Consider the following 26,213-nt stretch of genomic DNA (forward strand, 5'->3'; position numbering starts at 1 on the left):
TATGAATCGCATTCAATATATAGCCGCCTTCGCAATGGGCATGCAACTAATCACCGGTTGCGCTAAACAGGATTATAAGGGCAAGGAGTTTTACAAGCAGGAAGCCTACATTATTGCGTCCGAATCCACCTCCGCCACCGAAAGGGACATCAGCAACCTGCCGGCGCACTCGTTCGTTGACACCATCAAATACAAAGACCTCCAGTACAATTCGGACACCATCAGGGCGAAGGGCACATTTGTGGCCCAGGTAAAGTTCAAAGTAGGAATAGGCGGATCCCTGCCCGCTGCCGAAGACATGAAGATCGTGGTAGGCTTTGATTCAAGCGAACTTACAGATTACAATATCCTGAAAAATACAGGTAAGTATATCCCCGGGCCTTCCCTCTATACCACCAATATCCCTTACAATAACCAGGAGCAGGGGTTCGTGGTGAATATTCCCAAAGGGACTTCGTCTTCCTCCCTTATTTTCAGCGTGCCGCTTAAAAGGGACAGTGTTGCAAAATATGACAGCTTCGCGTTTCCGCTGAAAATATTGCGTGCAGACAAAGTGCCGCTGAGCAGGCAATTCACTTCATTCCTTATTGCCGGGCTATTGGTAGATACCGGCATTGTGGTGAACTGGCAGGGCTTCCCTATACCCAAACTACCCAGGGGCACTTATTATTCGGTAATGGTGGCCGGGAATGCATCAGAAAACAGCAATGATGGCATTCTGCGCACGCATAAGTATATTACGCCATTGGATACAGCCGACAACCCTGCGCTGAATGACAAGTATATGATCTGGGGCACCGCCGCCTGGAGTTTTGATTATTATGGATTTCACAGTGTTGGCTGGATGTATAACAAACTAACCCTGCTCGATAAGGACTTTGGCCTTTACCAGCTGGACCCGATCCTGCCGGGGAACAACGACTTCCCCTATTATACGTTTCAATACGCTACCGAGCAGAAATCGAGCTATGACAATTTTTACGACCCCCGGTTGAAACAACTCACGATCCACTATAAAAATGTGATAGGGAACGACTATACGGATGTGCTTACTTTCGTTAGCCCCGACTTTACCCTGCAGCCTTCTGCCTACTGGGCCTCCCCGCAAAGCTGGGAGCAGGTACGGGCCAGAGGATACAAATACTGGCTGCCCTTATAAAGCATTGTTTAAAATTTATTCCGATCTTACAAACGGTTTAAACGCACAAAAAATATGACCCTTCGCCATTCATCGCGCCGGCAATTTATAAAACAAACGGGATTAGCTGGTTCCGGCTTCCTGCTGCTCACCCCCTTTTCGTGGGCAAAGCGACCGCTCGCTCCCGCCACGCCGCTTCATAATATTCCTGCAGAAAAAAATCTCGACCCGAAATGGGTACGGTCCCTCTATGAGAGAGGCCGGCCGGGCACCTACTACAAAAGCAGGAACGAATTAAAATACATCGGCATGCCCGCCGGCGGCCTGCATGCGGGAACGGTTTACCTGGGTGGCGACGGGCGTTTGTGGTTATGGGGCATTTATAATGATGACCGCGAAGGCGTGGATCCCAAGACCGTCCTCTGGAATGACGGCACCAGGGAAGTACCTGTGCGCAACCGCGATGGAGCCAACTATGTGGAACCAACCATTGCCGATAATAAACGCGTGCTGGCACAAGGCTTTGCCGTAATGGTTAAAACGGGCAAGGACACACTGATCAAGGAACTAAAGGAAGGCGACTGGGAGGAGATCCGGTTTGAAGCTACCTATCCGGTAGCTACCATTCACTACAGCGATCCCGGCTTTCCGTTAGCCGTCGTTGTAAAAGCGGGGGGCATTTTTATCCCGCTGGATGCGGAAAACTCATCGCTGCCCTGCACCATCTATTCCATACAGCTTAAAAACAACACCCATCAGCGCCTGCAGGCCTACGTTACGGGATGGCTGGAGAATGGCGCCCAAAAAATAACCGCCAAAGACGGGGAAGGCAGGAAAGAAAACACGGTGATCAGGGACGAAAGATCGGTCAGCATCTATTCGGTATTTAAGGCAGAACAGGAAGACGTCCGCCGCCGGCGCGATGCGGGCAGCACCTGCCTCACTTATATTGGTACGGATGCCACCGCCAATACCAATGCCCATCCCTGGACACTTACAACCGCATTGTTTGCAAAAACAAATGAACGTCCATCCACAGGCGACGCAACAGAAAAACTGGTAGGCAGCATTACCACATTGAGCGCAATTGAACCCGGTAAAACAGCGGAACTGAATTTTGTGATCAGCTGGCATTTTAATCATCCCCTCCAAAAGCTTAACAAGCTAAAAGAGGTAAGCAGCGGCAATGGCTATTATTTTGGCGCAAAATATAAAAATGCCGCCGAAGTGAGCGCTTATGTTGCGGCACATTTTAAACAACTCCATTCTCAAACCCTTTTATGGCACCAGACCTGGTATGACTCCACCCTGCCCTGGTGGTTCCTGGAAAGAACACTTTTGAATACCGGCACGCTGGCCACGGCCAATACCTATCGTTTTGCCAATGGCCGTTTCTGGGCCTGGGAAGGCGTTAACGCCTGCGAGGGCACATGTACCCATGTGTGGCAATATGCGCAGGCCATGGGCCGGCTGTTTCCGGAATTGGAAAGAGACGCACGGCAACGTACCGACCTTGGCATTGCTATGAGCGCCGACGGCGGCATTATTTTCCGGGCAGAATATGAAGGCCGGCCGGCTATCGACGGGCAGGCAGGCACTATTCTGCGTATCTATCGTGAACACCAAATGAGCAAGGATGACAGCTTCTTAAAAAACAATTGGGAGCAGATCAGGAAGGCCACCCGCTTTATGCTGGCGCAGGATAAAAACGGTGATGGCCTTACGGATACGCCTATGGAAAACACCCTGGATGCCGTGTGGGAAGGAGAAATCGCCTGGATCGCCGGCCTCTGTATTGCAGCCGCGAAAGCCGCACAGCGGATGGCCGAAGAAATGAATGACCAGGCCTTTGCAGCCCTCTGCAGCGATTATGTGCAAAAGGGCTGCCGCAATATGGAACAGCATTTATTTAACGGCGAATATTTCATACACCGGCCGGATCCCGTACAGGGAAGAAAAAAACTGGGCTCCTATAATACCTGCCATATCGACCAGGTCTACGGGCAAAGCTGGGCCTTTCAGGCAGGATTGGGAAGACTTTGGGATCAGCACAAAACGCTGTCGGCCCTCCGGGCGCTCTGGAAATATAATTTCGCCCCGGATGTGGGACCCTATATCCAAACGCATACAGGTGGCCGCCCCTATGCCCTGGCGGGCGAGGGCGGCATGATCATGAATACCAACCCCAAAAACGAACCGCGACCCTACGGCGACAATGTTACCTGGCAACTGGGTTATTTTCATGAGTGCATGAGCGGCTTTGAGCACCAGGTGGCCAGTCATATGATGGCAGAGGGAATGACGGACGAGGCGCTGGTGCTTACCCGGGCTATTCACGACCGCTACCATGCAGCCAAAAGAAATCCTTTTAATGAAATTGAATGCAGCGATCATTACGCCCGGGCCATGGCCAGCTATGGCACATTCATTACCGCTTGCGGTTTCGAGTACCACGGGCCACATGGCTATATCCGGTTTGCACCCAAGTGGAATGCTGCAAACTTCAAGGCACCCTTTACCGCTGCAGAAGGCTGGGGTCGTTATGAGCAATCTGCAAAAGGGGAAAAATGCATACATACCATAACGGTTAGCTATGGGAAGATCGTCCTGCGCACCCTGTCTTTTGCAAATACAACCGGAAAAACCGTGGCAGTAACTGCAGGCAATAAAAACATTCCTGCGAAACTAAGCAGAAACAAAACCGACGTAATCATCGAACTGCAAGATACAGCCACTATTGCCTCCGGGCAATCGCTGATCATCAGCATTACTTAAAACCCCGGAAATAAAAGCAACAGTAATGAAACGATTTCGAACTCCCGCTGCAGTGATAGCGATCACATTTTGTTTTGTGGCCTGCCGGCAACCCGAAGCACCGGCGGCGGGCCCGCACAAGGCAGTTTCCGGCTGGCGACAGCAACTGAAGGCAAGCCTTCCTCTGCTGGGCCATCGCAACTGGATCATCATTGCCGACCAGGCCTATCCTCAGCTGAACGCCGGCGGCATAGAAGTAATCCAGACCAACGAAAAGTTATTGCCGGTATTGCAACAGGTACTACAGCAGGTAAATGCGTCTGCCCACGTGCGGCCCATTATTTACCGCGACCGTGAGCTGCAATTCATTACCGAGAACCAGGCATCTGGAGTAACAAGATTCCTGCAGGCATCCGGCGCCCTTTTCGGGAACGGGCTGGTGCAAACCATTTTGCATGACTCCATTTTTAAAAAGATGGATGATGCCTCACGGCTGTTTAAAATATTAGTACTGAAAACCACAGAAACCATCCCCTATTCATCAGTGTTTCTTCAGTTGGACTGCGCCTATTGGGATGCAGATCGCGAAAAAGAACTGCGTGCTAATATGGAAAACAAGCAACCCTAGACGGATGCTGATAAAAACCATATGGAAGTAAGATGCTTAAAATGCGAACGGTCATTTAGCGCACTATTTCTGCTTCTTTAGGAGCGGGTGCGCCAAATGCTATATTCAATCGGAGGCTTGGTAATTTAAAATTGTACTCAAAAGCTATTCAAAAAAACGTATCCGGGCCCATACTAAAAGCCGGCCGGCTAAACCGGTGTCGGCCGGGAAATTCAGGAGTTGTTATAAAGCAGCCATATAATGCGGGCAGCGTTCACCTGGCTGTTGCAAGATTCAGCCGAATGAAATGATTTTCCAGATGGTTGCGCATGCCATTCCGAAATTCTTCGGGTGTTCCTTTTTCAAGAATACTGATCAGCTGTTTATGGGAAACAAATTTTTTTGGATTCAAAACCGGGGCAAACAGAGAGCTTTTTTCAACATAGTCGAATATCGGCAACAGCAATTTCTGAAACTTCATCAATGTTTCATTCCGGCTGATCTGGTATAATTTCCCGTGAAATGCGATTTCATAGGAAGCCTCAAACATATGATTTCGGGTAGCGGCCGGTTCATTTTTTACAATCTGTTTTAATTCCTTTATATCATCCTCCGTAAGGTACCTGAATAGCAGGTCTGCCATCCCAATTTCAAGCACCAGCCTTATTTCAAAGATCTCCTTTAATGTATCATTGCTCAGAATATAGGGATTCATACTTTTTGCCAGCGTACCAAAAATATCCGGATTGGTAATCACTGCTCCTTTTTTCTTCCGGCTTTCAATCAGACCCATTAAACGGAGCCGCATTAGCGCTTCTCTTATAACCGTTCGGCTAACCCCCAATGCAGTAGACAGTTCCAATTCAGTAGGGATGCTGTCGCCCACCTTCAATTTGCGTTGATGCAATAATTCTATCAGACTGGCTTCTACCTTGTCTACAAGGCTCCTGTTTTCGATTGCGGTAAATATTCGTTCCATGTTATTCAATAATGACGTAAAGTAAATTAAATAAGCGCAGAACCGGATAAAAATTAAAAAAATTTGGCGATTCAAAAATTGCCCTTACCTTTATTATGTTATACATAATACTAAAACGATAAATTGTCGATTATGCAGAAACTCTGCTCTAAAGGATGCTTGCTGATTCTGGCTGTTTTATTTGCGCTGCCGGGATTTTCCCAGGTCAAAACGATTACCGGTGTGATCCGCGATGAAGCCACCGGAGCCGCCTTAGCCGGCGCAACCATTACCATTAAAGGGAAAACCACTACGGCTATTGCAGGTAACGAAGGCGCCTTCTCCATTAATGCCGGCGCGGGCGATGTGCTTCTAATTTCCTATACCGGCTATTCAACAAAGGAAATAACGGTAACCAAAGCAACGGACATGACAATACCGCTTGTTGCTGCCACCTCCAGCCTGGATGACGTGGTCGTTGTCGGTTACGGCACCCAAAAGAAATCCAAGATCACCGGGTCGGTAAGCAAGCTGGATCCACGGGTGCTGGAAACAGGAGTCCGGTCCAATCCTGCATCGGCACTGGCGGGCACCATCCCCGGATTACGTGTGCAGCAGACTTCCGGACGTCCGGGCGCAGTACCGAATATTGTGCTCCGGGGCGGAACCAACTATAACGGATCGGGTTCGCCGCTGGTCGTCGTGGACGGCTTTCTCCGGTCGGGCTTCAGTGAAATTAACCAGGACGATATTGCGTCCATCGAGGTGTTGAAAGATGCATCAGCCACCGCTATTTACGGAGCCCGGGCGAACAACGGAGTGATCCTGATTACTACAAAACAAGGCAAATCGGGTCAATCCAGCATCACTGTAAATGCAAAAGTGGGCATCAATAAATTGAACCTGCCCTTCACCTATTTAAATGCAAAAGATTATTTGTATTGGTCCAGGCTGGCAGTAAAAACCTCCGGTTCTTATGACGCCTCCCGGCTATCACAACTCACAAACTCAGGGCCTTTTGGCACGGGCAATAAATTTCTAGATGCCAACAATAATGTGATAGATGGAAATATGAACACTCTGGGCGTTTGGAGCACCATGATCCTGGATAACACCAACCGCCACAAATTGAACGACGGCTGGCAGACCATGATGGATCCGGTAAACGGAAAAGATACGTTGATTTTCTACGATTTTAATTATCAAAAATATGCGTTACGACCCCGGTCCTTAACGCAGGACTATAATGTTTCCATGTCTGGAGGAAATGAAAAAGGACAGTACTATGCAAGCATTGGTTCATACAACGAGCAGGGGTTGCCGATTCACACATTTTATAAAAGATTTACCTTTCTCTTTAACAGCAAGTATAAGATTAAGCCGTGGCTATCCGCTACATCCAGCCTGAACTTTGCAGATGCCAAGTGGCGCGACCCGGTCACCAACTCCGAAGGCAACTATCTTTCCCGCTCGCTGGGCGCTCCGCCCACGATGCGTGGCTGGAATGAAAACGGGGATCTGCTGGTGGGCCGGGATTTTGGCGATGGGAATCCGGCGGTCAATGATGACAAATTTATCCGCCGTAATAACACCGATAAATTCACCATGATCCAAAGTGTCAAGATTGATTTCCTGACCAATCTGTCGCTGACAGCTTCCGGCAATTTCTTTTACAACGAGGGATATTATGAGAGCTTTAATAAAGATTATCTTCAAAGCCCCGGCAACTATAACCGGACGAGAAACTCCTCTGCATCCTTTGGCAGGGATCTGAGCCAGACTTACAACGGCGTTTTGAACTATTATACGAAACTCGGAAATAAGCATAATATAGACGTTATGGCCGGGTCTGAGTATTACGACATCTATTCCACGGGTTTAGCAGCCTCCGGTTCGCAGGCAGCATCCGATGACTTCATGGCATTGCAATATGTTAAAAGAGATAAAGATGTACAGCCTTCGGTTAGTTCCTCTCACACCCGGCAACGTATTTTGTCATTTCTTGGCCGGGTTAACTATGACTACGATTCCCGATATTTACTTACGCTTTCGGTACGAAGGGATGGCTATTCTAAATTGATCAATAACCGGTGGGGTACTTTTCCAGGCATTTCGGCCGGCTGGAATGTACATAAAGAAAAGTTCTTTCACTCCGGTGTAATAAACAATCTGAAACTTAAAGCAAGCTGGGGACAAAACGGGAATGTTAGCGACATCAGCGCCTATGGCCTGCAGGGTGGATACAACACTACGCGGTACAACTCTGCCGCCGGTTACCTGTTCGCTTCTCCTCCCTTTCCTGATCTGTTATGGGAACGGTCGTCCACCTATGAATATGGCGTTGAGGCCACACTTCTAAATAAGGTGGATATTATCGCTTCGTATTACAACAGAAAAACCAGCGACAAAATTTCGTCGTTCTCACTACCGGCCACCTCCGGAGTGACATCGTTAACTACCAATAACGGTAGTATGCAGAATAAGGGCGTTGAAGTTGCAGTAAATTACCGGGCCGTAAGGAGCAATGACTGGCAGGTGGATCTCTCTGCAAACGTTGCCTATAATGCAAACAAGATTCTCAAACTTCCTGATAACGGATTGGAAAATAACCGGCAGGGAGGGTTTCAGGTATATGATCCCCAATCCGGGAAACTGATCTGGGTGGGTGGGCTCCAGGAAGGGCAGGATCCGAATATAGCATACGCCTACGAGGTATCCGATCTGTACAGAAACCAGGCCCAATTAGAAGCCGACGGAAACAGGGTTGACCTGAACGGCGCAAAGGTATTATTGGGAACAGGCAAATACAATGCCCTTTCAGCAGCAGACCAGGGCAAATATTACCCGATAGCGCTTGGGGACGTTCAATGGCGCGATATCGACAGAAATGATACGATTGACTACCGCGACCGGGTATATATGGGCAGAACGGTTCCCCGCTGGACGGGTGGCTTCAGCGCCTTTGCACGGTGGAAGAACCTGTCGCTGAGTGCACGGTTTGATTATGCATTGGGCTTTGTAAATTATGATGGTCCCAGGGCATGGTTTATGGGCAATGCCCAGGGTACGTTTAACACCATTACGGATGTATACGATACCTGGACTCCGGAAAATGTAAATGCCAAATACCCCACGTATTACTGGGCAGATCAATTGTTCAAAAACAACGTGCTCAGGGAGTCCAGTATGTTTTATCATAAAGGCGATTACCTGGCTTTCCGCGAATTAAACATTGCCTATGCCCTCCCGGTTAACTGGGTACATTCCATCAAAGGACAGGCTGTTAATTTTTCATTAACCGTTCAGAACCTGGGATACCTGAGTAAATCAACGACGTATTCTCCGGAATCAGGAAGTATTCCCAACACTGCAGCAGGCAGCGGTGGATATCCATTACCGCGCGTATTTATTTTAGGGGCACAACTGACATTTTAATTACTTCAACAACAACGCAATGAAAAAGATATTTAACGTACTAATGCTGTTTATATGGATCAGCACCTTTAATGCCTGCAACAAACTGGACCTGGGTCCGGAAGACTTTTATGCAAGCGGCAATTTCTGGAAAACAACCGCACAGGTCGATGGTGCCATGATAGGCATACACAGCCAGCTCAGGGGGAACCAGTTTACTTTTTTTACCCTTAGTGAACTGCGTGGCGGCCATTTCAAAGATGGAACCGGCGCCACGGGAACCTCATCCTTAAACTCCGTTCAGGTTATCCGGCAGGATATCCGGGAGTCGGCCCCCGGTATCAGCAACTGGGGCGGCTTGTACGGTGCCATTTTCCAGGTAAATTTGTTTATTTACCAGGTAGAAAGCGCAACATACTTATCAGATACCGATAAAAAATATTACCTCGGTCAGGCATATGGCATCCGGGCTTTCTACTATTTCCACCTGTTCCGTACTTATGGAAGAGTGCCCCTGGCAACAGAACCCAAAGTCATGATCAATGCGCCTGCTTCTGCTGCCGACGCTTACCTGGCCCGTTCAGCTACAGAGAAAGAAACCCTGGATTTTATCAAGTCGGATATTGACAAATCGGTTACCAACTTCAATGGCGATTACACCATCAGGTTTCAAAAAGCACAATGGTCGCTGGCCGCTACACAGATGCTAAAAGCTGAAGTCTACCTGTGGTCAGCCAAGGTTAAAACAGATGGAGCCAACCCGGCCAACACAACAGCTGATTTAACCACAGCACGGGCCGCGGTTGAAGACGCCCTGACCAGGTGCTCAAAACAAAATAATTTTGCAGATGTATTCAAATACAGCAATAAGGGCAATAATGAGATTATCTTTGCCCTGCGGTATCAGGTAGGTGAAGCCACCAACTCCTTTGGCCAGTTTATATATGCCCAAACTGATCCCATGGCCAGTTTTGTAACTGCAGGCGGTCAGCCGCTTACATCGGATCAGGCTGGTGCATCCGCCTCGGATCCGCTAAAAATAGCCGGTGGCGGCGCGATCATCCGGTATGAATACAGGTATGATCTTTTTGCAAAATACGATACTGCTTCCGACATGCGTGCAAGAAGTACTTTTTTTGATTTTTATAAAAACCCGGTCGCAAATAATAAGTTTGTCAACCTGCGCAAGTTCCTGGGCACAATGGATGGCACAAACCGCTCCTTTGCCGATGACTATCCCATCTACCGCTGGGCGGATGCGATGCTCATCCTTGCTGAAATTAAAAACAAACAGGGACAGGACCCGTCTGTCGAAATCAATGCCGTACGCCAGCGGGGCTACGGAATAAATGCAGCGCCCGTGTATACCAATGGCAGTTTTGAACAAAATGAGCTGGCCATTTTTGACGAACGTGGAAAAGAATTAACCGCGGAAGGCTCAAGGTGGTATGATCTGCGCCGGATGCAAAGCGCCAACGGCGACCCGCTGGCCTTCCGAAAGGATTTGCCGCTGACCGGAGTACTGGACAAAGCCACAGAGGCCTATAAGCTGCTCTGGCCTATTGACCGGTCTACAATGGCACAAGATCCGACCATTGAACAAAACCCGGGGTATCCGGGTACATAAGCGAGCCGGGCCATCCCCGGATCGTTCTTTACCTTGTTTCACCAAAGATCCATTACACATGAATTTTAAACGCTTAGAAGGCTTAATCGCGGCTCCATTTACGCCCATGAAAAAAGACGGAAGTCTTAATCTGAAAATAATACCGGAATATTACCGCTTCTTAAAACATAACCATATCATCGGCGCCTTTATCAATGGTTCCACCGGTGAGGGCGCTTCCCAGACGAGGGAGGAGAAAAAAATGGTGGCCGAAGCCTGGGCCGAAGCTACCCGTGACGATGCAACCTTTAAAGTCATCAATCTGGTAGGCGGCACATCAATGCAGGATTGTATTGAAATGGCAGCACATACTGCCCGTTCGGGATTATATGCTGTTTCTTTTACCGCTCCCTATTATTTTAAACCCCATTCGCCACAGGCGCTTGCCGAGTGTTGCCGGATCGTTGCCGCGGCGGCTCCTCAAACGGCCTTCTATTATTATCATATTCCGGTGTTAACCGGCTGCAATATCAGCATGTACGACTTGCTAAAAGCGGTAGACGGGTCCATTCCAAATTTTGCCGGTATCAAGTATACACATGAGGACTTTATGGACTTTCTTTCCTGCATGTACCTGGATCATGGCAGGTACGATATGCTTTGGGGGCGTGATGAAAATATGCTGTCTGCACTGGCATTGGGAAGCTTTGGCGCGGTAGGCAGTACTTATAACTACGCAGCGCCGTTGTATCATCAACTTATCGATGCGTTTAAAACCGGCGCATTGGAAAAAGCAAGAGACCTGCAGTATCTTTCCATCGAGATGATCCGGTTGTTGGGCAAATACGGAGGCATTGCTACCGGAAAAGCCTTTATGAAACTGGCAGGCGTTGATTGCGGCCGGTTCCGGCTACCAGTGTCTAATATGAACGACGCGGCTTTCGAAAGCTTTAAACAGGAAGCTGCAGCCATTGGTTTTGAAAATTTCCGCTCCCGGCACCCGGCTTAAAATGATTCGCGTAATATGTTCAAAAACATTTCACATCTATATCATTTACTATTTCTAATGATGATGCAATTGATAGCCTGTCATCCCCGGCATGAAAGTAAACCCGCATTTCAATGGAAGCAGTTTGGTGTACTGCCTTCTTCAGGAGGCCTGGCTTCCCTTGGCTATGCCGGTCCGGTTACGGGCATTCAGGGCAATATGCTATTCATTGGGGGTGGCGCCAATTTTCCAAATGGAATGCCCTGGGAAGGCGGTAAAAAACAGTATTATAGCGAAGCTTATGTCACAAGTATTAACGGGACATCTCCTTTTTTCAGCGCGTATAGCCTTCCGTATAAGGTCGCCTACAGCGCAAACTGCAGCACGTCCGAAGGCATCATATGTGCGGGTGGTGAAGCCGATAATGGACCGTCAAATCTGGTGCTGCATATCCGGCTGGAGAAAGGCGTGCCGGTGTTTAGTTTCCTTCCCTCACTGCCCCTGGCGCTTACCAATGCTGCCGCTACGGCAATCGGAAACAATATTTACGTCGCTGGTGGAGAGACCAGAACCGCGGTGTCTTCCCGTTTTTTCAAACTGGATTTAAAAGACACGCTCAAAGGCTGGCAGTCACTACCCGATATTCCGAAACCGGTATCGCATGCGGTATTGGTATCCATCGGAAAAGAGGGAAAAATATTCCTGGCAGGTGGCCGGAAAAAAACACAAACCGGTATCAGCGAACTGTACAACCATCTTTTTGAATATGATATTGCCACCAATCACTGGACGGCAAAACAAAACCTGCCCTATGCATTGAGCGCCGGAACCGGCACTATAATTGAAAACAGGTATATCGCCCTTTTTGGAGGAGACCGGGGAACAACATTTCATAAAGCCGAGCTATTGATCAGTGCAATTAACAAAGAACACGACACTGTTAGAAAGCAAGCCCTGATCCGGCAAAAAAATCAGGTGCAAATAACCCACCCCGGCTTTAGCAACGAATTATTGCTTTACGACATTAATAACGACTTGTGGGCAACAAGCGGGAGGATTCCCTTCAATGTTCCGGTAACAACAACGGCGGTAAAAGACGGCAGCAGGATATGGATTCCATCCGGGGAAATAAAAGCGGGTGTACGCAGCCCGGCCATACTTGAAGCAACGATCCGGTAAAATATGACAACAGATACAACAATTAACAAAAAACAATCCGCCACCTACGCCTGGGTGGTGGTGGCACTATTATGGGTTGTAGCACTGCTCAACTATATGGACCGGCAAATGCTCAGTACCATGCGGGAATCGATGCAGGGCGACATACAGGAGCTTGAATCCGCCAAAAGCTTTGGCTTTCTGATGGCGATCTTTCTGTACATCTATGGCTTTGCCAGCCCGGTGGCAGGCGTCATTGCTGATCGCATCAGCCGTAAATGGCTGATTGTTGGCAGCCTGCTGGTATGGTCTGCCGTTACTTATGGTATGGGCGTTGCCACCAGTTTTAACCAGCTGCTTTGGCTACGGGCCTTTATGGGCCTTAGCGAAGCATTGTACCTGCCTGCCGGCCTGGCAATGATCGCAGATTACCATACCGGCAAAACGCGGTCGCTGGCCATCGGCGTTCATATGACCGGACTATATGCCGGCCAGGCGCTGGGAGGATTCGGCGCAACGGTTGCCGCGGCATATTCCTGGCACACCGCCTTTCACTGGTTTGGCATGATCGGCATTGCCTATGCCTTTGTACTGATGGTGTTTTTAAAAGATATAAAAACGGCACGGAGCAATACCCGGCCGGAAACGCTGCCATTAACCAAAGGCCTTGCAGCGCTTTTCTCCAATTTAGCCTTTTGGGTAATCCTGTTTTACTTTGCAGCGCCCAGCCTTCCCGGGTGGGCCACTAAAAACTGGTTACCCACCTTATTTGCAGAAGCGCTTCAAATCCCCATGGCACAGGCAGGCCCGATGTCGACCATCACCATTGCGGTTGCTTCATTTACCGGTGTCATTTTAGGAGGCATGCTTTCAGACCAGTGGGTGCAACACCATCTTAAAGGACGTGTTTTTACCAGTGCAATCGGACTGGGTCTTACCGTACCGGCCCTGTTGCTTTTAGGCATCGGCCATAGCCTGCCAACGGTCATCGGAGCCGCCGTTTGCTTTGGGCTTGGTTTTGGAATATTTGATGCCAACAATATGCCGATCCTGTGCCAGTTCGTACCCTCAAAACTCCGGGCTACGGCCTATGGGTTTATGAACATGACCGGCGTGTTTGCGGGAGCAGCCGTAACCCAGTTATTAGGCCGGTTTACTGATAAAGGGGCGCTCGGATCCGGGTTCGCCGCACTTGGCGGCATCGTCCTTGTTGCCATATTCCTGCAGTTATGCATCTTAAAACCCCGGGTACAAAACGCAGTATAAAAAAAGTATCATATGAAATCAACGTTACAATACAGGACATTAACATGGACCGGCCTCGTAAGGCTTTTTCGAAGATCAGCTACTTTCTTCCTCGGCACACTGCTGCTTACTGCATCCCTGCAGGCAAATGCACAAAAAGATGTGCCGGTTTTTATTGCCGGCCGGGAGGGGCATAAAAACTACCGTATCCCGGCTATCATCCGGCTGCCTTCGGGCAAGCTGCTGGCTTTTGCAGAAGGCCGGGTACATAACGCAGGGGACTTCGGTGATATTAACATTGTATTAAAAACAAGCGATGACAACGGAAACAGCTGGAGCCCGTTAAAAGTAGTGGTGGATGAAGGTTTGCTGCAAGCCGGGAATCCCGCGCCGGTCGTGGACTTGACAGACCCGATGTATCCGGCAGGACGTATTTTTCTGTTCTATAATACCGGCAATAACCACGAGGGCGAAGTGCGTAAAGGCAATGGATTAAGGGAAGTTTGGTACAAAACTTCAGCCGACGGAGGGCTTACCTGGAGCTCCGCTGTAAATATCACTTTGCAAACACATCGGCCCAGACAGCCAGAAATCAACCCTCAATACAACTTCCCCGAAGACTGGAGAAGCTATGCCAACACGCCGGGCCATGCAATGCAGTTCATATATGGTGCATACAGAGGACGCATTTATGTCGCAGCCAATCATTCTGCCGGCAGTCCCCTGCCCCGCTTTAAGGATTACCGTGCCCACGGGTTCTACACCGATGATCATGGAAAAACCTTTCATATCAGTAACAATGTAAATCTTGAAGGAGGAAATGAGAATATGGCGGCGGAAATCAGCAAAGGAAGGCTGATGCTGAATCTCCGGAATCAGCAGGGCCACGTCAAAGCGCGCTTCACCGCAATCAGCGGCAATGGCGGTGTAAGCTGGCAGCAAGAGCAATTCGACCGGAACCTGCCGGACCCCGTATGCCAGGGTTCGCTCCTCACAATCGGCAAAAACCGGGGCAAAAGCATCCTCGCTTTTTGTAACAATGCAGATACCCTGCAGCGCAATCATCTCACATTACGCATCAGCAAAAACGATGGAAAAAGTTGGACAAAAAAAATACCGGTCTGCTCCCAGGAAAAAAAAGGCGATGTGACCGGCTATTCAGACATTGTAAAAATAAGCGCCAAAAAAATTGGCGTACTCTATGAACGAAATCAGTATACTGAAATCCTATTCACTGTTGTTCAATGGTAATCCCAGTTAAAATAAAACCAGGTCATCCCTTCATCGCGAACAGGTTGCTGTTAACGCTGCTTTTGCTGACGCTCTTCCGTACATCGGATGCAAAAGAGCGGCCGGTCAGAGTCGCCTGTATCGGCAACTCCGTTACTTTTGGATGGGGGTTAAACGCTCCGGAAACTACCGCCTATCCTTCACAGTTGCAGCAATTGCTGGGCGCCACATATATCGTAAAAAACTTCGGACACAGCGGCGCCACCGTATTAAGCAAGGGACATAACCCCTATTTCAGAACCAGGGCTTTCTCCAACATGATGGATTTCGGGCCAGATATAGCGGTGATCCATTTGGGACTTAACGATACGGATCCCAGGGACTTTCCCGGCTACCGCGATGAATTCACCCCCGACTACAACCGGCTGATCGATACCATCAAAAAAAAGAACCCGGGTGTAAAGATCTATATCTGCAGCTTAACGCCCATATTTACCGGACACAGCCGTTTTTTATCCAGCACCTTTACCTGGTATTGGGAGCTGCAGGAACAGATACAAAATATTGCCATCAGCAACAACCTGCGCATCATTGACCTGCACAAAGTCCTGCATAACCGGCCCGATCTTTTTACCGATGCCGCAACCCTGCACCCTAATGAATCCGGTGCCGCCATGATTGCCAAAACGGTCTATCAACACCTGACCGGAAACTTTGGAGGACTGCAACTTCCACCGCTCTTTACTCAAAACATGATACTCCAGCGCGATGAACCAATCAGGATCTGGGGCCTGGCCAACGCCGGCACCCCGGTATCAATAAAATTCATGCATATGAGGCGTTGTGTTGCCGCCGGCTATGATGGTAAATGGCAGGTTTTTTTTCCCGCTTCAAAAGGGATGCACACGCCTCAGGAAATGGAGATTCATAATGAACAAAAAACGATCCGGTTACAAAACATCCTCATTGGAGATGTATGGCTCTGCGCCGGGCAATCCAATATGTACTTCCCGCTATCGCAAAGCACTGGTGGCGATCGCATTTCAGCTCAAGCAAACCCGGCACGTCCCTTACGGCTATTTAACTATACCACTCTTGCAGAAACCGACAACCGCGTATGGACACCTGAAGAACTGAAGCGGGCAAACAACCTGGATTTCTTTTCGGGAAGCTGGGCCACGAACACGAAAGCAGCGGCATCCGGATTTTCGGCCATAGGCTACACATTTGGTACTGAAATCATGAGTAAAGAACAGGTGCCTGTGGGGCTTATTGAAGTGGCCGTTGGAGGCTCCCCGCTGATTTCCTGGGTAAGCCGGCATGCGCTCGAATCAAACCCGTTGTTTGCTCCGGCCTTTAAAAACTGGAGGCAATCGGATTACCTGATGCAATGGTGCAGAGCGCGCGTGGACGTTAATTTAAAGAATGCGACCTCCGTATTTCAACGGCATCCCTATGAGCCGGCATACAATTTTGAGGCGGCAATTGCAAAACTGCTGCCCTTTCCTATTAAAGGCATCATCTGGTACCAGGGAGAAAGCGATGCTGAAAATGCCGAGCTGTACCAAAAACTATTCCCGGTTTTTGTAACCGACTGGCGTAAAAAATGGAACAAACATCTCCCCTTCTATTATGTACAGCTTTCCGGTATTAACCGCCCCTCCTGGAATCATTTCAGGGATACACAAAGAAAATTATTAGCAGATCTCGGCAACTCCGGAATGGTTGTAACCAGTGACCTGGGAGATCCGGAAGACGTACATTACAGGAATAAAATTCCGGTGGGACTGCGACTGGCAAGGCTTGCTTTAAATAAAACCTATCACAAAAACGTTACCGCATCAGGACCAATGGTTCGCCTTATCAAAACGAACGGAACCGAAGTTCAGGTATGTTTTGACTACGCAGCAGGGCTAAAAACAGCCGATGGCAAACCGTTAAGAGGTTTCCAGTTGGTAACGGCGAAAGGATTGTTCATACCAGTAACAGCATTGATAAAAAACAATGCCGTTACAATCCGGCTCCCAAAAGCAACTCCTGTCAAAAAAATTGCCTATGGATGGGAACCCTACACAAACGCAAATCTGGTAAACAAGGATGGGTTGCCTGCAAGCACGTTTATTAAACCATTAAAATAAAAATTGTGGATACAAAAGAGTTAATACAGCTTAAAGATTTTTACAGGTCACAACTGCTGGAAGACACCATTCCTTTTTGGTTTCCCAGAAGCATCGACCAGCAGTTCGGTGGCTATTTGTTCATGCGTGATCAGGACGGTTCTCTAATCGACGATGACAAAGCGGTATGGATCCAGGGGCGCGCCGCATGGTTGCTGGCCACCCTGTACAATACAATGGATTCCAAATCCGAGTGGCTGGCTGCCGCCAAATCCGGAATTGATTTCCTAAACAATTATTGCTTCGACACGGATGGGCAGATGTTTTTTCATGTTACCCGTTGCGGCAAACCGATCAGAAAAAGACGGTACTTTTTTTCTGAAACTTTTGCAGTAATTGCTAATGCTGCCTATGCCAAAGCCAGTGGTGATTTGCAGGCGGCCGACCGGGCCAGGGATCTGTTTACTCAGTGCATCCGGTATGCTGAGGGTGAACGGCAACTGCCTTCCAAATTTACAGAAACCCGGCCGGCAAAAGGCATCGGCGTACCGATGATCATGATCAATACCGCACAACAGTTACGGGAAACCATTGGTGACCCCCGCTGCGATGCGTACATCACAAAATGGATCAGGGAAATAGAAACACATTTTGTAAAAGACGACATTCGTTGCGTAATGGAACAGGTAGCGGCAGACGGCAGTATCATCGATCATATCGACGGCCGCACCCTCAATCCCGGGCACGCAATTGAAGGCGCCTGGTTTATTTTGCATGAAGCCCTTTACAGGAACAACGATCCGCACCTTATTGACCTGGGCTGCCGGATGCTGGACTATATGTGGGAGCGCGGCTGGGACAAGGAACACGGCGGCATTCTTTACTTCCGGGATGTATACAATAAACCGGTGCAGGAGTACTGGCAGGATATGAAATTCTGGTGGCCGCAAAACGAGGCGATCATTGCCACCCTGCTGGCCCATCTTGTTAGCGGAGATGAGAAATATGCTATATGGCACCGGCAGATACATGACTATTCCTACCAGCATTTTCATGACAGAGAACATGGAGAGTGGTTTGGTTACCTGCACCGCGACGGAAGCATCGCCCAAACCGCCAAAGGCAATCTCTTCAAAGGGCCATTTCATTTGCCGCGCCAGGAATGGTACTGCACCCGGCTACTGGAAAACTATCTCAATCAATAATTTTCTGCCTCATTGCAAAAAAAATGTTATTTAAACCTTTCTTCCTCAGTATTGTCCTTCTGCTGTTAAATGGTACTGTTCGGGCGCAGCCCGCGCTGATCCCCCTGCCCAGACAGGTGGTATGGAACAATGGCTTTTTCCGATTTGGCCGGCAAAACACCATCCTGGCAGCGCAAAAAGGCCTGGAACGCGAAACCAATCTCCTGCAGGCATTGATACATGAAAAAGGATATGATGCAGCAATTACCACTTCCGCTCCCGCGGGTAAAAACTATATTGAGCTCCGGCTGGAATCTTCCGGGGCATTCGAAAATGCAGAAGCCTATGAACTGGAGGTAACCGCAGTGCGAATCCTTATTAAAGCAAAGGCTCCTCATGGTATTTTTAACGGCATACAAACGCTCCGGCAATTATGGCGCAGTGGAAATATAATCGACCAGTGTACGGTGAAGGACGCCCCGGCTTTTTTATGGCGCGGCTATATGGTTGATGTGGGCCGGAATTATATGTCGCCCGATCTGCTCAAGGAACAGATCGATGTAATGAGCCACTATAAACTAAATGTATTTCATTTTCATGCAACGGAAGACATCGCCTGGAGAATCGCCATTGACCGGTATCCCGCACTGACAGCACCAGCCAATATGGAGCGTAACAAAGGAATGTATTATTCCAAAAAGGAAATCCAGGACCTGATCGACTATTGCCGGGAGCGGTATATCACCTTTGTTCCGGAAATAGACATGCCAGGGCATAGCGCAGCATTTAAGCGGGCTTTAAAAACCGATATGCAAAGTGACTCGGGGATTAGCTACGTAAAGCAGATCCTCAACGAATTTTGCAATACCTATGATGTTCCGTATATACATATCGGCGCAGATGAAGTAAAAATAACCAACCCCAACTTTGTGCCGGAAATTACCAGGTATCTCGAAGCAAGGGGTAAAAAAGTGATCGGCTGGCAGCCCGGGGGCAACTTTACCAGCAGTACGTTGCTGCAGTTGTGGAAAGACGACCGCCAGGCCTCTTCGCCGCCCGATCAGGTCGGATATATTGATTCCCGGCATCTGTATCTCAATCATATGGATCCTTTAGAAGCGGTAGTTTCGCTGTTTAACCGGAGAATCGGCAAAGAAGGGAAACCTTCTTTTTACGGAGCTACTTTATGCGTATGGCACGACAGGGCGGTACAGGAAGCAACAGATGTTCTAAAAATGAACCCCGTATACCCCGGAATCATTGCCTTTTCGGAACGCATCTGGCGGGGCGGCGGAAAGACCGGCTGGATTGCCAACATCAGCGATGGAGATGAAACCGCGTTCACTGAATTTGAAGACCGGCTGCTCGATCATAAAAAACAATACTTTCGCTATAAGCCTTTTCCGTATACCCAACAGGCGAACCTCCTGTGGAAACTCACCGGTCCGCTGAACAATAATGGAAACCTTTCCCAGTCATTCTTCCCCGAATACGCAGACAGTTGCCAGCTATCGCCGGTGAAAACGGAAAGAGGTGGCACCATTGTACTCCGTCATTGGTGGTACCCGCTGATTAAAGGAGCAGTGGATCATCCCAGAGACAGTACTACCTGGTACGCAAGCACGTCTATCTGGAGTGATGCCGAAGGGGAAAAACCATTCTGGATCGGCTTCAATAATCTTTCGCGCTCAATGGCCACAGATTCCCCACCCGAAGGAGCCTGGGACAACCGGGGAAGCAGCCTGTGGGTAAACGAAAAATTAATCCTCCCTCCCTCCTGGAAAAGGCCGGGGCAAAAAGGCGACCTGGAAATCCCACTTACTGATGAAGGGTATGAATACCGGCCGCCAACCTATATTTTACTCAAAAAAGGCTGGAACAGGGTATTAATAAAATTACCTGTAGGCTCTTTTGCCGCAAAGAACTGGCAAAACCCGGTAAAATGGATGTTTACGTTTGTACCACTATCCGGGTCTGAATTTTAACCGGTCTAGGGTTTCAAACGGATTTTTATTACCCTTTAAATGACACCGCGGTTCCATACCGTTAACGGACCACGGTAATAAAAAACGTTGTATCACTACAACCAGGTCGCATGATTGACACCTGTTGTCCTTCCGCTGCAACTGTCGGGCTGGTCGCCGGCTGTATTTACCGGTTACATCAGACAACCGGAAACATCCATCCTGCCTTGTGGCCTGTTGTTTGCAGATCTTCAAAACAACTGTTGCTTACTACAATACACCATGAATAAAAAAGCAGAAAACATCCTTTTTTGAGCCATCATTAGCCTGGTTTAACCTACGCGCAGCTGATCCGGCCGGTTTATACTTGATCATATTACAGGTTCCGATACAGGGGCTCCGGCTTTTCAAATTTTGTTCATTCTTTTGTCGATTTGTATCATCCGGTGCACCAGCTTGCTCAGAATCCGAACGTGGCGGTTTCAACAAATCCCTGAATTTAAACCGGTACCGTAATCGCCGGTCCGGATGAACGCCACTATCCGCCTGTCCTGTGCTCATTTTATAAACGCCATTATATATATCTTTGAATGAACGAATTATGAGCTTTTATTACCGATGGCCATTAAGTCTGGCATTGCTGCTTGTCACCTCGGTGTGTTCGGGGCAATATTATTTTAAGCATTACCAGGTAGATGACGGGTTAGTCCATAACGCAGTAACCGCAGTGCTGCAGGACAGCAAGGGGTTGATATGGATCGGAACCCGCGGCGGCCTGAACCGTTTTGACGGGTACACTTTTAAAACCTACAAAAACAAAAGAGATCAATTTGGCAGCCTGGGCAACGATGTAATCAACAGCATCGTTGAAGATAAAAACAATATGATCTGGATCGGTACGGGCAAAGGCCTTTTCAAATACGACCCGTACAGGGAAGTGCTTACAGAACTGGAGGCCGCTCCCAAAGAATACACCAACAATCTTGTGGTAGACCAGGATAACAACCTCTGGTTTCTCTGCCAGTTTTCCCTGTACCGGTATATACAGTCTGCACACCGGCTGGAACACCTCAAAACACCAGCCTCCTGTATTGCACTGGATGCAAACAGGAACTTATGGATGGGAGATGATGACGGGAACATTCATATTTACGACCCGCAGAAAAAGCCTGGTACCGCTATCAGGATTGTTCAGAAAACACTGCCTGCAAATGCCCGGTCCATCAGCAAAATATATCCCATCGATCACAACAGGCTATTGATCGGCTGTTTCAAACAGGGCTTAAAAAGCTACAATCCAAGAACCGGCGCCGTTAGCACTTTACCCTTGAGTGCCGAACCAAACAGAGCCATCTTTGTCCGGGATATTGCAACTGACCACAACGGGCGGTACTGGATTGCTACCGAATCGGGAATTTACATTTATGACCTTGCTGCAAATACGAGTATCAACCTTAAAAAACGGGCAGGCGACCCTTATGCCCTTGCAGACAATGCTGTTTATGCCTTGTGCAGGGATCAGCAGGGCGGCATGTGGGCGGGCACCTTTTTCGGCGGGTTGAATTATTACTCAAAAGATAATGCACGGTTCGAAAAATACTATCCGCTACCGGGAGTAAATTCAATCTCGGGCAATGCCGTTCGGGAAATCTGCTCCGACAACCAGGGACATTTATGGATCGGCACTGAAGATGCCGGCATCAGTAGGCTGCATTTGAAAACAGGCGTCTTTACGAACTATACAGCTACTCCCCAAAAAGGGAGCATCTCCTATCCCAATATACACGGTTTGCTGGCCTGGGAAGACAAGTTATTTATCGGTCCCTTTTTACAAGGTCTGGAAATCATGAATATGCGTACCGGTTTGATCACCGACCGGTTTAAGCTGATTGCCGATACGAAAGGGGGGCCGGTAAGCGATTTTATCATCTCCATCTACCGTACAAAGGGCAACCGTTTGCTGGTAGGGTCTGCATATCGCAATGCCGGACTATTTGAATACCATCCGCAACAAAAAACATTCGACCGCGTTCCCCAGATCCCCTTCAATACCTATGTCTATGATATTTTTGAAGATTCACAAGGAAATATCTGGACCGGCAGTGTAAAGGAAGGCGCCTTCTGGTACAACCCCAAAACCGGCCGGCACGGCAGCTTACAGTTCGGCGATACCACGAAGGGGCATACGATCAATGAATTTCCGGTATACAATATTTTTGAGGACAGCAACCATGCGTTATGGTTTGCCACCACCGGTTGCGGACTTATAAAACTAAGCCCCGACCGTAAAACCATAAAGCGATACACCACCGCAAACGGCCTGCCCAGTAACGTTATATATGGTATCCTGGAAGATCATTCGAAAAATTTATGGGTTAGCTCCCTCAAAGGTCTGATTTGTTTAAACACCGTTACCGAAGCGGTTAAAGTCTACACACAAGCCAATGGATTGATTACGGATCAGTTCAACTACAACTCGGCTTACAAACATACAGACGGCAAAATGTACTTCGGTTCCGTTAAGGGCCTGATTGCTTTTGACCCGGCTTTATTTGATCAGCAAGAACCCAGTCCGCCAACCTATATTACCGGCTTTCAGATCAATAATAAAGAAGTGGCCCCCAATGCACAGCACAGCCCCCTCTCCCGGTCCATTTTGTACACCGATACGATCTTGCTGACATACGATCAAAACAATTTCAGCATTGAATTTGCCGCACTGAACTTTTCCGCTCCTGAAGCAACCCGGTATAAATACCAGATGAAGGGTATCGACCAGACCTGGACCTACCTTAACACCAACCGTAATGCCTATTTTACCGATCTGGCGCCGGGTAAATATGAATTTATCGTACAGGCCGAAAGCAATATCAGGAGTTGGACCGGAAAAGAACGCCGGCTTTTTATACGGATCCTGCCGCCCTTCTGGAAAAGCAACACTGCGTACCTTCTATATCTCTTGCTGCTAACTGCAGGAATTCTTATCATTACCCGCTTATACCGTCAATACCTGGAGCGAAAAAATCTCCGGAAACTGCAACTTTTCGAACATGAAAAAGAAAAAGAAATCTACCAGGCAAAAATCGAATTTTTTACCAATATCACGCATGAAATCCAAACCCCGCTTACGCTGATCGCCGGACCGATTGAGTGGCTGAGCAAAAAATTTGGCAAGGAACCTGACATCAGGAAAAGCCTGGCTATCGCAGAAAAAAATACCCGGCGCCTGGTGGCATTAACCAGCCAGCTGCTCGACTTCAGAAAAACGGAGGCAGATCAGTTTAGTTTAAATTTTGTAAAAACAGATATTATTGCACTGATCACTGACCTGGTAACCGGTTTTAAAGAACAAGCCGCGGGCAACCATATCCACCTGAACATGGAATTGCCGGAGCACCATTTTATGGCCTTTGTAGACAGGGAAGCGTTTATAAAAATATGTACGAATATGATATCGAATGCCATTAAATATGCCACCACCAGGGCTATTGTACATATTGAGCCGGTAACCGATCCGGATGCATATTTCAGGATCCGTTTTACTAACGATGGCAAAGGCATTCCTGAAGAATTCCGGCAGCAACTGTTTGAACCGTTTTTCAGGGTACGCGGCAATAACAAGCCCGGAACCGGTATCGGCCTGTCGCTTGCCCGGTCGCTTACAGAACTGCACAACGGATCCCTGCGATTAATTTCCGGTGAACAGGATTTAATTATTTTTGAACTGCAGCTGCCCATCCATCAAAAAATTGAATTTCAGTTAGGCAGCTGGAAAAAGATCAAATAGTATGACAGAAAGCATCCTCATCATTGATGACAACGAAGATATGCTGGAATTCTTATCTGTAATTTTAGGCGATACCTACAAACTGCATCTTGCAGCCAACGGAACAATTGCACAACACATTTTAGACAAAGAGATCATTCACCTGATTATATCAGATATTATGATGCCGGGCATCGATGGATTTGAGCTTTGCAGCCGTCTTAAATCAAGTGTTGAGTATTGCCATATCCCCATCATCTTATTAACCTCGAAAAACACCTACAAGGCACATATCGAGGGGCTGGAGGTTGGCGCTGATGCCTATATTCAAAAGCCCTTCTCATCCGGGTTATTACAGGTACAAATTGCCAACCTGCTCAAAAACCGGAAGAAAATAAAGGATCATTTTGCCAGCTCGCCTTTTGAGGATGTACGGGTAATGGCGCATTCAAAAACCGACGAAGCTTTTTTAAAAAAGCTGGATGCATATATCCAAAGCAATATCCATGAATCCAATATTGATATTGATATGCTGGCTGAACATATGTTTATGAGCCGTACCACGCTGTATCGTAAGATCAAATCACTTTCTTCTTTATCGCCAAAAGAGTTAATCGACATCACACGCCTGAAGAAAGCAGCCAGCCTGATTGCCAAAAATGAATTTTTACTATACGAGATCTCGGAAATGGTGGGATATAGCTCCCAAAGCCTTTTCAGCCGGAATTTTCAGAAACATTTTAAAATGACCCCTACTGAGTATTTCAATGCGTTGCCAAAAGCATAAGTTTCCGGTAAACGGTATCATTTACCTGCGCCCGGATCGTAAACCGCAACCCCCACCCTGCTGTCTGCACAACCATAGTACAGGAACCATTTATTTTTGAAATAAACAAGCCCTTCAATAAAAACAGTGCCGGCCGGGTACTGGCCGCTTTTTTCAAAAGACTCCGTAGGAACAAAAAAAGGTTTATCCAGGCGACCGATGACCCTGGAGGGATCTTCCAGGTCAAACAATACCTGTCCCGCCGCATATGTATTAGCGGTGTAGGAGGTATCCCTGCCAGCGCCCCCTCTGTTTTTGCCATTGTATAAAACCAGGATGCCCTTGTCTGTAACAATTGCAGGCGGGCCACATTCTGTGAGATCGCTATCAAAATACCCCCGTCTGGGCCGTAGGATCATTTCCAGGTTACCCTTTTCATCCACAGCAGGCTTCCAGTTCACGAGGTCATCCGAAGTGGCGATATTCATGAACCGCTCACCCCAATACATCATATACTTCCCCTTCACTTTTGTAATAACCTGCTTCCCCTTTCCTATTTTAGTAACAATGGATGCCGATTTGCTGAATTGATCTTTAAACCGGCCGTTATATGCTTTAAGGAATGCCGGGCCATGTTTCTTCCAGTTTTTCAGATCTTTTGACGTGGCCACCGCCAGGCGTGCCACTTTTCTGTTCCATTGCGTATACAACATTACATACAAGCCATCTTCGGTAACCGCAATACGCGGATCTTCGCATCCTCCCGGCCATTCATATTCCTTTTGCGCGTCTTCATCCGGATAAAATACCGGCTCCGGACTCCTTTTCATTTTAATGCCATCCCGGCTTTCCGCAATCCCCAGCCGGGAAGTCCGCTTACCGATTCCCATCGCGGACCGGTCTTCAGCGCGATACAATACATAGAGCTTGCCGTTCCTTACGGCTGCTGCCGGGTTAAATACATCTCCTGCTTCCCAGGCCAGTTGTTTCCTGCTCATCGGATCAAAAAACACACTTCCTGTATCCGGGGAAAGTACCGGGTTTGCAAAAGCCGGCCTTTTAAACGGGCCCAGTGCCCAGTCCGGGAGCGGATCCTGTGCGGTTGCAAAAAAGGTAATGGAGAATGCAACCCCAAAAAACAGCACTCTTAAAGCCATATGATTCATATCCATGAAATTTTGAAACCTGTTGCTTCCCCTGCAGGCAGCAATCTATCGGGAACATCCCTGTAAAGTTACTCATTTGCCGCTTTCTGTTTAATTACGATAATATCTGCTGTTTCCCGTGTAATGCCGCACTCTGTATAGCAGCCGGCATG

16 protein-coding genes are annotated in these 26,213 nt (G+C 48.2%); 14 read left to right on the plus strand and 2 right to left on the minus strand.

Features of this window, described 5'->3' with window-relative positions:
- The first annotated feature begins 1 nt into the window (after position 1).
- The 3 genes from LL912_RS11280 to LL912_RS11290 are packed head-to-tail and all read left to right on the plus strand — an operon-like array spanning position 2 to position 4,520.
- The gene (locus tag LL912_RS11280; RefSeq protein WP_235553673.1) at positions 2 to 1,159 is read left to right on the plus strand and encodes a DUF1735 domain-containing protein; all 1,158 of its coding nucleotides are present in this window, start codon (positions 2 to 4) and stop codon (positions 1,157 to 1,159) included.
- A gap of 54 nt (positions 1,160 to 1,213) precedes the next feature.
- Positions 1,214 to 3,913 (plus strand): GH116 family glycosyl hydrolase, encoded by a 2,700-nt coding sequence (locus tag LL912_RS11285; protein ID WP_235553674.1) that lies wholly within the window; start codon positions 1,214 to 1,216, stop codon positions 3,911 to 3,913.
- A gap of 25 nt (positions 3,914 to 3,938) precedes the next feature.
- Positions 3,939 to 4,520 carry a hypothetical protein gene (locus LL912_RS11290; RefSeq protein ID WP_235553675.1) on the plus strand — a complete coding sequence of 194 codons (582 nt, stop codon included), beginning with the start codon at positions 3,939 to 3,941 and terminating at the stop codon, positions 4,518 to 4,520.
- Positions 4,521 to 4,773: 253 nt separating this feature from the next.
- Here LL912_RS11290 and LL912_RS11295 read toward each other — a convergent pair whose 3' ends face one another.
- Positions 4,774 to 5,478, minus strand: coding sequence for a FadR/GntR family transcriptional regulator (locus LL912_RS11295; RefSeq protein ID WP_235553676.1), 705 nt, complete (start codon positions 5,476 to 5,478; stop codon positions 4,774 to 4,776).
- A 132-nt stretch (positions 5,479 to 5,610) separates the two neighbouring features.
- Here LL912_RS11295 and LL912_RS11300 point away from each other — a divergent pair, with 132 nt between their 5' ends.
- From LL912_RS11300 to LL912_RS11350, 11 genes are all read left to right on the plus strand, one after another.
- Complete coding sequence (locus LL912_RS11300) at positions 5,611 to 8,892, plus strand: SusC/RagA family TonB-linked outer membrane protein (RefSeq protein ID WP_235553677.1); 3,282 nt, start codon at positions 5,611 to 5,613, stop codon at positions 8,890 to 8,892.
- A 19-nt stretch (positions 8,893 to 8,911) separates the two neighbouring features.
- Complete coding sequence (locus LL912_RS11305) at positions 8,912 to 10,498, plus strand: RagB/SusD family nutrient uptake outer membrane protein (protein WP_235553678.1); 1,587 nt, start codon at positions 8,912 to 8,914, stop codon at positions 10,496 to 10,498.
- A gap of 58 nt (positions 10,499 to 10,556) precedes the next feature.
- The gene (locus LL912_RS11310; protein WP_235553679.1) at positions 10,557 to 11,486 is read left to right on the plus strand and encodes a dihydrodipicolinate synthase family protein; all 930 of its coding nucleotides are present in this window, start codon (positions 10,557 to 10,559) and stop codon (positions 11,484 to 11,486) included.
- A gap of 57 nt (positions 11,487 to 11,543) precedes the next feature.
- Positions 11,544 to 12,644 carry a kelch repeat-containing protein gene (locus LL912_RS11315; protein ID WP_235553680.1) on the plus strand — a complete coding sequence of 367 codons (1,101 nt, stop codon included), beginning with the start codon at positions 11,544 to 11,546 and terminating at the stop codon, positions 12,642 to 12,644.
- Between the two features lie 3 nt (positions 12,645 to 12,647).
- Positions 12,648 to 13,889: an MFS transporter gene (locus tag LL912_RS11320; protein ID WP_235553681.1), complete on the plus strand. Its 1,242-nt coding sequence runs from the start codon at positions 12,648 to 12,650 to the stop codon at positions 13,887 to 13,889.
- 12 nt (positions 13,890 to 13,901) lie between these two features.
- Positions 13,902 to 15,119, plus strand: coding sequence for a sialidase family protein (locus LL912_RS11325; protein ID WP_235553682.1), 1,218 nt, complete (start codon positions 13,902 to 13,904; stop codon positions 15,117 to 15,119).
- Positions 15,113 to 17,236 (plus strand): GDSL-type esterase/lipase family protein, encoded by a 2,124-nt coding sequence (locus LL912_RS11330; protein ID WP_235553683.1) that lies wholly within the window; start codon positions 15,113 to 15,115, stop codon positions 17,234 to 17,236. Before LL912_RS11325 ends, LL912_RS11330 begins: the two co-directional genes overlap by 7 nt.
- A 5-nt stretch (positions 17,237 to 17,241) precedes the next feature.
- Positions 17,242 to 18,420: an AGE family epimerase/isomerase gene (locus LL912_RS11335; RefSeq protein WP_235553684.1), complete on the plus strand. Its 1,179-nt coding sequence runs from the start codon at positions 17,242 to 17,244 to the stop codon at positions 18,418 to 18,420.
- 23 nt (positions 18,421 to 18,443) lie between these two features.
- Positions 18,444 to 20,384 carry a family 20 glycosylhydrolase gene (locus LL912_RS11340; RefSeq protein WP_235553685.1) on the plus strand — a complete coding sequence of 647 codons (1,941 nt, stop codon included), beginning with the start codon at positions 18,444 to 18,446 and terminating at the stop codon, positions 20,382 to 20,384.
- 580 nt (positions 20,385 to 20,964) lie between these two features.
- Positions 20,965 to 24,150 carry a ligand-binding sensor domain-containing protein gene (locus LL912_RS11345; RefSeq protein WP_235553686.1) on the plus strand — a complete coding sequence of 1,062 codons (3,186 nt, stop codon included), beginning with the start codon at positions 20,965 to 20,967 and terminating at the stop codon, positions 24,148 to 24,150.
- A gap of 1 nt (position 24,151) precedes the next feature.
- Entirely contained in the window at positions 24,152 to 24,916 is a 765-nt protein-coding gene (locus tag LL912_RS11350) for a response regulator transcription factor (RefSeq protein WP_235553687.1), read from the plus strand.
- A gap of 17 nt (positions 24,917 to 24,933) precedes the next feature.
- Here LL912_RS11350 and LL912_RS11355 read toward each other — a convergent pair whose 3' ends face one another.
- On the minus strand, positions 24,934 to 26,061 hold the full coding sequence (locus tag LL912_RS11355; protein ID WP_235553688.1) for a glycoside hydrolase family 130 protein: 1,128 nt from the start codon (positions 26,059 to 26,061) through the stop codon (positions 24,934 to 24,936).
- Positions 26,062 to 26,213 lie beyond the last annotated feature (152 nt).

It is taken from the genome of Niabella agricola (genome assembly GCF_021538615.1).
GTDB classification, from domain to species: domain Bacteria; phylum Bacteroidota; class Bacteroidia; order Chitinophagales; family Chitinophagaceae; genus Niabella; species Niabella agricola.